General features: G+C 60.7%; 10 protein-coding genes. 2 read left to right on the forward strand and 8 right to left on the reverse strand.

Features of this window, described 5'->3' with window-relative positions:
• The first annotated feature begins 74 nt into the window (after positions 1-74).
• Positions 75-1,349 carry a diaminopimelate decarboxylase gene (gene lysA, locus EOM25_08950; protein NCC25309.1) on the forward strand — a complete coding sequence of 425 codons (1,275 nt, stop codon included), beginning with the start codon at positions 75-77 and terminating at the stop codon, positions 1,347-1,349.
• A 47-nt stretch (positions 1,350-1,396) separates the two neighbouring features.
• Here the strand turns inward: lysA and EOM25_08955 are convergent, their stop codons facing one another.
• Positions 1,397-1,945 carry an S-adenosylmethionine-dependent methyltransferase gene (locus tag EOM25_08955; GenBank protein ID NCC25310.1) on the reverse strand — a complete coding sequence of 183 codons (549 nt, stop codon included), beginning with the start codon at positions 1,943-1,945 and terminating at the stop codon, positions 1,397-1,399.
• Positions 1,946-2,074: 129 nt separating this feature from the next.
• Positions 2,075-3,511, reverse strand: a complete 1,437-nt coding sequence (locus tag EOM25_08960) for a DNA-binding protein (GenBank protein NCC25311.1) — start codon at positions 3,509-3,511, stop codon at positions 2,075-2,077.
• Positions 3,512-3,581: 70 nt separating this feature from the next.
• On the opposite strand from EOM25_08960, the gene EOM25_08965 reads away from it, so the two are divergent.
• Complete coding sequence (locus tag EOM25_08965; protein NCC25312.1) at positions 3,582-7,472, forward strand: hypothetical protein; 3,891 nt, start codon at positions 3,582-3,584, stop codon at positions 7,470-7,472.
• A 6-nt stretch (positions 7,473-7,478) separates the two neighbouring features.
• Here the strand turns inward: EOM25_08965 and aroL are convergent, their stop codons facing one another.
• The 6 genes from aroL to EOM25_08995 all read right to left on the reverse strand — a co-directional run.
• Positions 7,479-7,994, reverse strand: coding sequence for a shikimate kinase AroL (gene aroL / locus EOM25_08970; GenBank protein NCC25313.1), 516 nt, complete (start codon positions 7,992-7,994; stop codon positions 7,479-7,481).
• Between the two features lie 115 nt (positions 7,995-8,109).
• Positions 8,110-9,357 (reverse strand): HDOD domain-containing protein, encoded by a 1,248-nt coding sequence (locus EOM25_08975; protein ID NCC25314.1) that lies wholly within the window; start codon positions 9,355-9,357, stop codon positions 8,110-8,112.
• Positions 9,358-9,677: 320 nt separating this feature from the next.
• The gene (gene cydB / locus EOM25_08980) at positions 9,678-10,814 is read right to left on the reverse strand and encodes a cytochrome d ubiquinol oxidase subunit II (protein ID NCC25315.1); all 1,137 of its coding nucleotides are present in this window, start codon (positions 10,812-10,814) and stop codon (positions 9,678-9,680) included.
• A gap of 3 nt (positions 10,815-10,817) precedes the next feature.
• On the reverse strand, positions 10,818-12,353 hold the full coding sequence (locus EOM25_08985; protein ID NCC25316.1) for a cytochrome ubiquinol oxidase subunit I: 1,536 nt from the start codon (positions 12,351-12,353) through the stop codon (positions 10,818-10,820).
• Positions 12,354-12,356: 3 nt separating this feature from the next.
• Positions 12,357-12,638, reverse strand: a complete 282-nt coding sequence (locus EOM25_08990) for a DUF4492 domain-containing protein (GenBank protein NCC25317.1) — start codon at positions 12,636-12,638, stop codon at positions 12,357-12,359.
• Between the two features lie 88 nt (positions 12,639-12,726).
• Positions 12,727-13,009, reverse strand: a 283-nt coding sequence (locus EOM25_08995; GenBank protein ID NCC25318.1) for a 3-octaprenyl-4-hydroxybenzoate carboxy-lyase, incomplete at its 5' end; no start/stop codon positions are given.

Below are 13,009 nucleotides of genomic sequence, written 5' to 3' on the forward strand. Positions count from 1 at the left end.
CAGGTATTCAGCACCATTGACCTTGAGACCGGGGCACCTCAGTCCTCAACGAAAACCACCACCGGAGAACAGCCATGAATCATTTCCAATATCGGGACGCGATCCTTCACGCCGATGACATCCCGGTCCGGGACATCGTCGCCAAGCACGGCACTCCTCTGTACATCTATTCCCGCTCAACCCTGGAGAGGCATTTTCAGGCCTTTTCCTCAGCCTTCGACGGCACCGACCATCTGGTCTGCTACTCCGTCAAGGCCAACTCCAACCTCGGAGTCCTGAACGTTCTGGGAACCCTGGGCTGCGGGGCCGACATCGTGTCCGGCGGCGAACTGTTCAGGGCCCTCCGGGCCGGCATTCCGGCCGACAGGATCGTGTTCTCCGGAGTCGGCAAGCAGGAGCATGAGATCCGGGAAGCGCTTTACGCCGGCATCCTCATGTTCAACGTCGAATCAGTGGCCGAACTGGAGAGAATTGACGCCGTGGCAGGATCCATGGACATGAAGGCCAATGTCAGCCTGCGCATCAACCCGGACGTCGATCCGGGCACACATCCCTACGTGGCCACCGGCCTCAAAACCAGTAAATTCGGCATCGACATGGCCCAGGCCATTGAGGTCTACCTGAAGGCCAGGGACCTAACCAATGTCGAACCTGTCGGCATCGACGCCCACATCGGCTCCCAGTTGACGGCAATCAGCCCCTTTCTGGACGCCCTTGCCCGCCTCAAGGGCCTCAATGCCGAACTCCGGTCCCAAGGCGTTAATATCCGCTACCTGGACCTCGGCGGAGGTCTGGGGATCACCTACAACGAGGAGGAGCCTCCCCATCCTGCCGAATTCGGCAGGGCCTTGACCCAGTCTCTGAAAGGACTGGATCTGACCCTCGTTCTCGAACCCGGCCGGGTCATCGTCGGCAACGCCGGCATCCTGGTCACTGAGGTTCAGTACACCAAGACGACCCCGGAAAAAACCTTTGTCGTTGTGGACGCAGCCATGAATGACCTCATCCGGCCAGCCTTGTACGGCTCCTACCACAAGGTGGCCGAGGTTGAACCCAAGGGACGTCCGGCCCGCAAAGTCGACGTGGTTGGACCCATCTGCGAGTCGTCGGATTTTCTGGCCAAGGATCGAGAATTGGCCGAAGTCGAGCCGGGAGAACTTTTGGCCGTGTTTTCAGCCGGGGCCTACGGGTTCACCATGTCCTCCCAGTACAACTCCCGGCCCCGGGCGGCCGAGATTCTCGTATCCGGCCAATGGATGACCGTCATCAGGGACCGTGAGCAGTATCGGGATCTGACAGTCCTGGAAGAGGGAGGACTCAAGGAACTCTCCAAAGGCAAAAGAGGCTGACGGAGTTCAGGCCCGGAGAGAGAAGGAGAAAACTGGTGCCCGGCCGATCACGACTCCGGAGAGGTGTCGGCCGGGTCGTTCTCTTCGGCGAGCCCATCCCGAAGGGCCTCCATCCAGGGGGGGACAGTGGGCGACTCGACCCGATAGTAGCCGGGGTTGTAGGGCTTGATGTCCAGGATCGGGGACCCGTCCACGGCCTCCAGTCCCTGGACGGACAGGGTCGCCTTCTCGATTCCAAGAAGTCTGCAGGCCGTGACCAGAATGGGATTGGGCCGGGCCGGGCTGCAGGTGGCCAAAACCCCCTGCTTGGGTATGTCCGTGCAGCCCATGGGGTGGACCAGCTGCAGGTCTCTTCTCTCCTCGGCAACGAGGTGCGGCCAGTACAGGACCAGAATGTGGGAAAATCCGTCCAGCCCCTCCAGCAGGGCCTCGAAACGTTCATCCAGGACCAATCGGCTGACCATCTCCCTGGTCCTTCGATGCCGGGCCCGGAATTCCTCCATTCGCTGCCCGAGGCTCAAACCGTCCCGGGTGGCTCGAAGGGACGGTGCCTTGATCCCGTTCCGGACGATCCCGATGGGTCGCAGGGTGGCCATTGCCCGGGAATCATCCGACTTTTGGGCACCCTCGCTTCCTCGACATGATAGTTCTAATCCAGCCACGGCGTCTCGTCTCCACATGGTTTTTCGGTCCGCCCCGTCCGCGTCGCAGGGGCGACGACCAATCTATAGGCTCTGATCCTTCAACCATCGGCCCAAGAGCGGAGGCGTGGCCGAACAGGCCCAGACCGGCTTCCACTCACACCTGGCCGTGAGTTCAACCCCGCCCTGGATGATGGCCACGGGTCGATCGGCTGAAACCGCGACAACGATCATGCTCTCGTGTACGGCCGTGAACCTGAGGGCCGAGTTGAACCTTGCCCCCCGGGCCCGGTTCTCCCCGGCCACGGCAAGGCCGTCCAGGAGGCAGGCGAACCCGTGGACCTTGAGATCGGCCCCAATGTGCAGAGCCCCGTCGAGCATGGCCAAAGATTTGGCCAAGTCCAGGCCTCCGGGCCGAAGCAGGTCCAGAGGGACATCGAGATGCTGTCCGGACAGTGGAGTCGGCTTCTCGCGCAGGTCCACCACCAAACCGCATCCCCGGCCAAGCGCCTGGGCATGGTGGACGATATCCGCCGTCACCCGGAACAGATCGTGCCGGGCTTCGGACGACATCTTGGACTCCAGAAGACATTCCTCCAGTTGAACGAGTTTGGCCCTTCGGTTCGTGGACCGGAAATGTCCGTCAGTGAAGGAGCAGACCGGCTGGTCCTCGAGATAGAGGAACCCGTGGCTGCGCTGGAAGTCGGCCGTCAGACTGAACCGAGGGGCGGGTCCCCGGCCGATGCCGGCAATGGTCAGTCCATCTGAGGCCAGATAGTACTCAGGGTTTTCCACGGCCTGAAGCATCTTGCGGACGTGCTTGGCGTTGTCCACCAAGGGCCGCTCCATCTCGGGAAAAGAGACTACCAGCCCGGCCAGGGGAGAGGTTCCCGGCTCGGCAAAGACTAGCCGTCCCATGGGCCAGAATCCTTCCTCCGGAGTTCGAGACACGGCCAAAATCGTGTCCAGGATGGGATAGATCCGGAGCTGAGTATCGGGCCCCATGGCCACGACCCGTTCGTCCACGATGTGATCCCGGACGGCATGTCGGGCATAGTTGTGCAGGACATGGCCGGCCGTACCCACGCAAAGAACGTTTCTGGTTCCCAGTTCCTGAGTCAACTGCCAAGCGGCCTGCTCCAGCCAGCGCTCCGTAGGCCCCGTGGAACAGAGATCCGGATGGTGCTCCGTGAACCACATCTGGTAGAAGGGCTGACTGGAACGGGCCCCGAAGGTGATCAGCCCGGACAGTTGCAGTCCTTCGGCGTTCTGCTCAAAGGGCCTCAGATCGACAATTCCAGCCCCTGTCCAGCGCCCCGACCGGAGGAAAACCTCCTCCAGAATTGGTTCGTGTCCCCGAAGCAGTCCCTGGGGGTCGTAGACCCGGACCGGATCGTCTCCTTCCAATGCGTAGATCAGCGCCGCCCGGGTCGGCCCGGAAAAAAGGCTCAACCCTCGGCACAACCCGTCCAGGATATGAAAAACGCAGAGATTGACAAATGATTCCGTGCTCTGGTCCATGATCTCGCCCATGGTCTGAATATCCACCCGCATTTCCACCCCAACGACCGCAAGGCTGTTGTCTTCTGCCATGCTTCAGGCTAAAAGGCCAGGACAGAAGCAGACCCAAGCCCACGAACAGAACGTGACCATCGATCAGAATTCACTCCCCGACCTCGTCGCTCACCTTCGGGCGGCCCTATTTGAGACCAATTCTCAGAAACTGGCCGCAGTCTACGAACTCGCCAAAGAACTTGTTCTCTCCCCCATTGGTGTCGGCTCTGTGGTCCTGGACCGGAACCTTGGCCGGGCAGCCTGTCTGTTCACGGCCTTTTCCCAAGGAGAAAAATCCTTGGAGAATGGCCTTCTCATGGCCCGAGCACTTCTCGGCCTGGGTCCACTGGGGTGGTCGGGGGCCGTGGACCTGATTCGCCGCAAGGCCCTGAGGGACGACGACCTCATGACGTGCTCGGATCTTCAGGCCCTATTTTTGACCCATCAGATGTGCAAGCGGGACTTCATGAGCGACCGGCTTCTCCTACCGGTCATCGAGGCCCTGCTTCTGAGGATTCCCAAGGCCAGACCCGAGGCCCTTCTCGACTTTGCCCGCACCCTGGGCCACCTTGGCGAGCAGCCCCATTTCCTCCTCCGCAAGGCCTTACGAGCAGGGGAACTGCCGGGATGGATCCGCAAGAAGCTCTGCTGCGAACCAACCCCCGAGGAACTTCGGAATATGGCCCTGGCCATGGCCGCCCTCCCCGAGCAAAACCTCATCTCCCAATTTTTGGACTACGTTCCCCCGGCTGAACTGGCCGCCTTGCCCGGCCTGACCGCCCTTCTCGGGCGCCCGCGCGGCGAGACCGACGCCAGATCCTTCCAGTCCCTGGTCAAGGCCTTGGACTCCGATCCTCCCGAGGCCACGGCAGCATCCTGCCTCGGGGCCATGTGTCGCCTGGGGGCCCCAAAAACCGGAGAGGCCATGGGCATCGTCTACCGCCGACGCCCCGGACTTCGGAAGACCATCGCCGGTCTGGCCCCGACCCTGCCCCTGGCAGCCCTGCAGTCCTTCATCCAAAGCTCCCGGGAGGTTCCCGGCCCGCTCATCCGTCAAATCCTGGCCACGGCCCTGACCGCCGAGCCCAGGGTTCTGGACTACCCACGCGACACTCCCCAAGGCCTGCCCAAGGAACTGGAGGCAGCCCTGGATCTGGCCCGGAACCAAATCCGCAGAGGTTCGGTAAGGCCCGAATCCAGGGGCCACGCCCCCGGTATTCCGTCCGTGTTCCTCGGGCTACGTCGAAACCTGGCCAAATCCCTGGAGCGTCCACCATCGGATCCGATTCGCAACTCCGTTCTGCAGGATTTTTCCCTCAAGGACACGACCGTAGCCGAATTGTCCGCCCCGGGAGCCGTCATTTCAGCCTGCGAATTCGACCGAGTCCGATTTCAGGACTGCGTTCTGTCCGAAACTGTTTGCATTGGATCCGAGTTCCGTCGTTGCCGATTCGAACGGGTCGACTTCGAAAATTTCAGATTTTATGCCTGCCGATTCACTGATTGCCTTTTTGGCCGAACGAATCTGGCCCGGGCGATCTTTGCGAACTGCGAATTCGAGGACTGCTCCCTGGAGGCCGTGGATCTCCTGGAGGCTTCCTTCGAGGGCTGCAAACTGACCGGGGTCGGTCTGGCCGCTGTTCACCTCTCAGGAGCGGTAGCCTTGGAATGCGAGTTCGCGTCCTGCGCCTTGGCGGATGTGGACGCCTCGGGATTCCGGCTCTGGGACAGCCGCCTGCGTGGTGTGGAATGGCAGCGCTGTCTGTTGGTCGGAGCCGAATTCATGGACTGCGAGTGCCACCCCATGCGCATGGAGGACACCTCGGTTTCCGACTGCCTTGTCACAGCCACTCGGACCGACACGCCACCCCTCATGACCCGGGCCGCCGAAGGAATCCTCGCCCGCTTGGCCGGGCCTGATCCAGACGCCCTGGCTGCTGTGCACGCAGCCCTGGCGTTGGCTTCTCCCAAGTGGTGCCTCAAAATCCTCACCGAATGGACTGCGGCCTGGGAACTGACCCGCACGGCCAGGGTCATGCTCGACTACAACCAGAAACGCCTCCGCAGGGCCCGGACCAGGATGCAGCCCGACCAGGCCGCTTTTCTCCAGGCCGTGCCCCACCTTCTGGCTCTCACAGCCGTGGATCGTTTTCTGGAGCTGCCCGCGTCAGCACAGGCCCGGCTCAGGGACTTTACCCCGGGACTGTTCGAACGGAGATGGGTCAAAAGCCTGCTGGGAGCTCAGGATCCCGGACCTGAACCCGAGGGCCAAAGCATCGAGGTCGTGGCCGTCTATTCCATGGGTAGCATCGGGACCATTGCCCAGACCCCGGAATCGGACATCGACTGCTGGGTATGCCTGGCCCAGGACCAAGACCCTAAAGCCGTCCGAATTCTTGAGGAAAAGCTGACTGCCCTGGGCCGATGGGCCTGGGAGCGCCTTGGCCTCGAGGTCCACTTCTTCCCCATGTGCCTGGACCGCATCGCCGTCAATGACTTCGGAGAGGCCGGGGATGAGAGTTCCGGATCGGCCCAGGCCTTCCTGCTCAAGGAGGAATTCTACCGGACCGGCATACGTCTCGGCGGGGCCATTCCTCAGTGGTGGTGCGCCCCCCCGGACATTTCACCCGAAGGATACGAGGCTGTGGGCCGGAGAGCCCGCAGCTGCCCCTGCCTCGGCCCTGAACTGGTCGCGGACTTCGGATATCCGGCCAAGGTCCCGGCCCAGGAATTTCTCGGAGCATGTCTTTGGCAGATGGTCAAAGGCATGACCAGCCCCTTCAAGTCGGTCATCAAGCTCGGGCTGTTCCAAAAATATGCGTTGGAGGACGAAGAGGATGGAGACGGGCTGCTCTGCGAGCGGCTCAAGGCGGGGCTACTTGGTGGCCGAACCGCCGCCGAGGACGTCGACCCCTATTGCATGGTCTACGCCGCTCTCCGCGATTACTTCGGGAGGGACCAGGCCATGGGCACCCTGGAACTGCTCCGGGCCGCCTTTCTCACCAAGGCCGGGTTGACCAAGATTCCGCTCTTCATGGGGGAACCGGCCACATTCCTCGACTCCAGCTGTCTCGCCTTTTTTCTCGAGGATGAAAAGGTGGACGCCGAAGCCCTGTCCGTCCTGTCGCGGCCTCTGACTCTCCGAAAATCCCTGGGCCTCGGTCGGGACGTGAACCGGTTCATGATTCAGGCCTATCAGGACATCCGGGGCCGACTCACGGGCAGGGAGCAGTCTTCGAGTCCCAGTGCTGCGCCCAGGGACATGCTGTGGCTATCTCGCTGCATCTTCGCCGTCTACAATAAGCAGGCCAGCAGCAAGGTCGAGCGGATACCCTTTCTGAATTTCCAGCCGCCCAAAGTTCACGAGCTGGTCCTCAGCCGTCAAACCGACAACGACAGAAACGACTTTTGGATCGTCCACGGGCGGCAGGGCACGGCCTGTTCCATGGAACTGGGGAAGAACCCCAGTCTGATTCATCTGGCCGTCTGGCTGGTTCTCAACGGCCTCTACGACCCGCAACGGATCGTCCGATCCCAGGGCCCGACGATTCCGGTGTCCATGGCCGACATGAACGCGCTCCTGACCCACATGTGGTCCTTCTTCGAACCTGAACGGGAGTTCAGGGTTGATCCCGGGCGCTTCCTCGCTCCGGACCGGGCAGTTCGGGGTATTTTGGTCCTCAACCTCTGCGCTCCGCCCAAGGCCGAAACCGTGACCGAGGCCCATCTCGTCTACGCCACGTCCTGGGAGGAAATTTTCTGCATCGGACTGCCCCCGGATGAAACAGCCCTTCAGCTCAGGCCGAAAGACTTCGTGGCCCAACATCTGTCCCACCCCCTCGATGCGGATCTAAACCTTCAGGTTTTCATTCCCCGTTCAATGAGGATTCCCAGACCAGACCTTCCCCGGATAGGCCAGAGCGGATAGACTCGATTACAGTCCCATCTTCAGTCTGGCATCGTCAATGAGAGACTTAGGATCGTCTTCGGTCCGCATGATGTGATCGGCAACGGCCATGTACAAAGGTTCGCGCTCAGCCAGGACCCGGGCCACCTCCTGCGCCGGATTCACGCCGGTCAGGGAAGGCCTCTGTCCAGACTCAGGCGACGCTTCCAAACGCCTGGCCAGGGTGGCCGCTTCGGCCATGAGATAAAAGACCACCCCTCGACGGCGCAGAAGCTCTCTATTGCCCTCGGACAGGATCGCCCCTCCACCGGTGGCCACGACCTGGCCGCAGCCCTCGGCCACCCGGGCCAGAATCCTGCTCTCGACCCGGCGAAAGGCCTCCCATCCGTCTTCGGCGACGATCTCGACCACGCTCAGATTCGTCTCGGCCTTGATTTCCTCGTCGGTGTCCACGAAAACCAAACCGAGCTCGGCGGCAAGCATCCGGCCCAGGGTCGTCTTCCCCACCGCCCGGGGACCAACCAAAAAGACATTTTCCTTCAAGGGGTTGAACGATTCGGAACCGCCAGACCCAGGGCCGATAACCCTTCTGGCATCCGCTTCCTCAACCTCCACCCGCTGGGAGATGAATCTGGCTGTTTCCATTTTGTTCATTTCATCATTCCTCCCCGCCGAGAAAAATATCGACGATCTCCCGGATCTCGACCTCGGCCCGGTCCACAATTCCGACCAGATCCCTGGTCTGTATCCCCAAGGTCTTCCAGGTGACCTCGCTCAATTCCGGAATGATGATTGATCCGCTGGAGCCATATCCCAAGGCCACGGCCAGCACGTCCGCCAGATTGATCAACGCCGGTTCCAAAGGCTCGGAGCAGCGCATCGGCGTGTGATGGAACCGAACCACTTGGCTCAGGCTGCGGGGCAGGTTCCACTCCTTGAACAGCAGGGTGCCGACCACGGCATGGTCGAAGCCCATGACCTTCTGCTCGGCATCGTAGAGGGGGATCTTGTCAGATCGGGAAAAGATCAGGGCCTCCATGCATGCGCAGGGCATCTGTCTAAAGAGGACCAGACGGCCGATATCGTGAAGCATCCCGGCCACGAAATACCGCTCCAGGCCCGACTGTCCGATCTCGTCGGCCAGTCGGCTGGCCAGGACCCCGCAGCCAATGGAGTGGGCCCAGAAGGACTTCATGTCCACCAGTTCGGCCGGGATCTTGGTGAATGTCTTGATGGCCGAGATGCCCAGGGCCAGGGTGGCCAATTCGTTAGACCCGACAATGGTCACGGCCCTTCGGATGGAGTCCACCCTGGCTGGAAACCCGTAGAACGGACTGTTCACTAGGCGCAAAAGCTTGGCCGACAGGCTGGTGTCCTTGCTGACCACCTCGGCCACGTCAGCCGAGGAACTCAATGGGGATTGGAGGACTTTTCTGATCCGGAAATAGATGTCCGGAAACGAGGTCAGCTGGACCTCGTGCTGGACGAGCTCCTCCACCGTGCCCTCGCCCTTGAGGAACAGGTCTTCGAACGTGCCGTCGTTGACATAGGGCAGTGCTTCGAGCTTCGGTGGCGTCCACCCGGTGGCGATCCGTCCGGCGGTTCGCCGGACCCCGAGCTTGAAGATGGCCCTGATGGCCGAAAAATGAAGATTGGAGGCCTCAAAGAGAGGGGTCAGATAGGCCTCGGCCGCCTCATAGTCCTCCATTGAAGCCCGACATGGTTCTTTCCCGGCGCATGAATCGTCCTCGATCTCGACACCGTCGATGCCCCATCGTCCGAGATGCTCCTTGCGAACATCGTCCAACACAGTGCCCTTGGGGATGAGCAGCCTGCCCTTGGCGTCCACGAGATCCTTGGCCAGGACCATGCCAGCTATGATTTTGTCCGTCTTGACCAGTCCCATCGCCACTCCCTGACCGGTTGATTCCGACTTTTATGCGGATCGTTCCGAAACGGCCCGCCCTTTCGTCCTCAAAAAATATCCTTTTATTTGGATCTACAGGAAAAGGGCCGAACCGGCAACACTCCAGAAAACGAAACGACCGGCTCCGAAGACAGGTCCGGGGCCGGTCGGGAAGCGTTCATCAGGCATCCTTGGACCATCACGCCTTAGAGATGGTTCGATTTCTTCAAGACGTACTCGGCTCCCTTGAAGGACAGGGGAACGATGGCCAGCCAGGCGACGATCAACACGGCGATCATCATTTTTAAACTCCTCGCGTTTCAATACAATTCATCCGGGTCCTGCCGCTCCAGTTCGCCCAGGCTCAATGGCTTTTTGTCCATGGCCCGCCAGACCCAGGCGATATACCCCAGGACCAAAGGAACCGCTAGGGCGATATAGCTCATGGCCGTCAGGGTATAGTGACTGCTGGAGGCCGAGGCGATGGTCAGCCCACTCCGGGGATCGTATGTGGACGGGTAAAAGGGAGTGCCGTTGAACCCGGCCAGAAAGAACAAGGCCAGGACCGTCAGGACAGTGCCGGACCCGGCCCACCAGAAGCCTCGCCTATGGCTTGTGAAGGCCGTGGTCGCCGTTCCGAAGACCACCAGGGCCAGGCCAAGGATGAGTAGGGCCGGAATGGCCGGATTGGCCAGGAGATTCTGGAAATACCGGCCGGACATCAGCATCATGCCCTTGCCCCCGGGTCCGGGTCCATACCCGGCCATGGTCACCAAACGGTACAGGACGAAGACCAGAAACGGCAGGGACACGGCCAGATTGACCAGAGCCGATCGCCGGAGCCGTTCGACCAGGCTTTTTTGCTCCAAGTTGTTCACCAGATACATGGCCCCCAAGGCCCGGGCCAAAAAAACCAGGAACACGCCCAAAGCGACATTGAAGGGATTCAAAGCTGCTTCAAGGCCGCGCCATGGCCCGTGCCAGGTAGCCCGGTTGTAGACGTCCAGGGAAAAGCTCGATCCTGTGAAGAACGTTCCCACGGCCGCTCCCAGAAGAAAAAGTCCGAGGCTCCCGTTGATGAACAAGAATATCTCGTAGGTTCGGGCGCCGAAGAGGTTCCCGGGCTTGGTTCGATATTCGTAGCTCACGGCCTGAATGACGAAGGTGAACAGGATGGCCATCCAAACCCAGTAAGCCCCGCCAAAACTCGTGGCGTAGAAGAGCGGGAAGGCTGCGAACATTGCCCCCCCGAACAGGACCAGGGTGGTGAAGGTCAACTCCCATTTCCGGCCCAGGGAATTGATCATTAAAGTTTTTTCAGCCTCGGACCGGGTAGCCGTCAGGAGGAGCGTCTGCCCGCCCTGGACAAAGGCCATGGCAATGAACAGGCCCCCGATGAGGGAAACTACCACCCACCACAAATACTGCAATTGCGAATGGTCGAGGTTGCCGATCATGGTCTAGTCCTCCTCGGGCCCCTTGGCGATCTGGGTACACATGATTCTGATTTCGGCCAGAAGCAGGGCCGTGAACAGGATGAGAAACATGAAGAAGGTGACCTGGACATTGGCCCGGGCGATGTTCGTCACGGCCACGCCTACGGGCAGAAGGTCCTGAATGGCCCAGGGCTGACGACCCACCTCGGCCACGATCCACCCCGCCTGGCCAGCCACAAAGGCCAGGAAGACCCCGGACAGACCAATGTAGTGCAGCCACCGGGCCCCTTCGATCCGGTCCTTGGCCGTCAGAACCAGAAAAGCCAAAAAAATTAAGGGAAAAAGACTGCCCAAAGCCACCATGACGTGGAAGCTGTAGAAAACCAGCCCCAACGGTGGAACAGCGTCCTCGGGTTTCTGCAGATGCCCGTAGCCGAGGTACCCGCGAACCGGCTCAAAGGCAGCCAGGGCCAGCTGTTGACCGGCCACATCACCCTTGGCCAAGGCATCTTTGTAGGCGGCGAGATGGACCACGGCCTCCCGGCCCCTGGCCATTCGCTCGGTTACGCCCATGATACCGTGCTGGGCATTGCCATAGATGAGATCGTCCACCCCGGGCACGAAGGATCCGGTCTCCCTGTTGGCCAGCAGGGAGAGGAGACCCGGGACCTTGATTTCCAGAAAGAATGGATCCTTGTCATCCCCGGGCTGCTTGGAGGGGTCAAGGATGCCCATGACCACAAGTCCGGCCCCGTTCTCGCCCGTGAAAAGCCCTTCCATGGCAGCCAGCTTCATGGGTTGGACACGGGCCGCCGTATAGGCCGACTCGTCCCCGGAAAAAATGACGTAGCCCGAGGAAATGACCCCGAAGACCGAGGCCACGATGATGCTCTTCTTGGCCTTGTCCACATGTCGACCGCGAAGCAGAAACCAGGACGAGACCGTCAGCACGAACAGGGCCGAGAGGACAAAGGCCGAACTGGTCGTGTGCGTGAAGTGGCTGATGGCCGCCGGAGAAAAGAGGACCTCCCAAAAATTCTCCATCTCGAACCGGGCCAGGGCCGGATTGAAGGTCATACCCACCGGGTACTGCATCCAGGCGTTGGCCACCAGAATCCAGAGGGCCGACAGGCTGGATCCCACGGCCACCATCCAGGTCGAAAACAGGTGAAAAGTCTTGGATACCCGCTCCCAACCGAAGAACATGACCGCGAAGAAGGTGGCCTCGATGAAAAAGGCGAAAATTCCCTCGGCCGCCAAGGGGGCCCCGAAGATATCGCCTACCATCCAGGAGTAGTTCGACCAATTGGTCCCGAACTCGAACTCCAGAATAATGCCCGTGGCTACGCCGATGGCGAAGTTAATCCCGAAGAGGGTCATCCAGAACTTGGCAATCCGCTTCCACTCCTCCCGGCCGGTCTTGACGTAGATGGTCTCGAAAAAGGCCACCAGGAACGACAGTCCCAAGGTCAAGGGAACGAAGATCCAATGATACATGGCCGTCAGGGCGAATTGGGCCCTGGACCAGGCCACAAGGGACAGATCGACGCTTTCGAGCATAGCCTACCCTCCTTGCTCTTGGCTCCCTGACATGGGCGGTTGGGGCGTGTCTTTAAACGAAACGCCGTCTAGGGTCGGGGCCTGGACCCCGCCGCTCAAGGTATGCAAAACGTGTCCGCCGCGCTCGGCGTCGGTCGCGAAATGCTCTTTGAACATATCGGGAAAGAAGAACATCTTGAACACGGCGAAGAGGACGACCAGCTTGACCAAGATAATGGTCCAAAGCCGCCGCCCCAGAGTCATTGACCGAAAGCCCTGCGCATAGAAGGAGATGATGCCTTTCATGACCGTCCACCCGATTTTGAAGTTGACGGCTTTCCGCCTACTCCTCTTCCGGGTTCGTGTCCATCATCGCGATGATGAAAAGGAATGCTTAGAACAATTTATGGAAAGGCCCTCCCGGAGCGGCCAAGGCCTCCACCCGGGCAACGACGTCGGGGTCCTCTTCCAGAACCGGAGCGTGGAATTCCTTGGCCCGGGCGTCAATGACCAGGGCCCCACGGCAGCCCCAATGCTTGCAATGGGTGAAGGACCCCAAACCGTAGATGTCCGTGGCCGGATCCGAGCGGGTGAAGGTCGTCCAGAGGAAATTCCTCCAGGAGAGTCGAACAAAGGCGGGGTCGTCGGCCACCACGACCAGCCGGATGCCGCCAAGG

It is taken from the genome of Deltaproteobacteria bacterium, from assembly GCA_009929795.1.
GTDB lineage: Bacteria > Desulfobacterota > Desulfovibrionia > Desulfovibrionales > Desulfomicrobiaceae > RZZR01.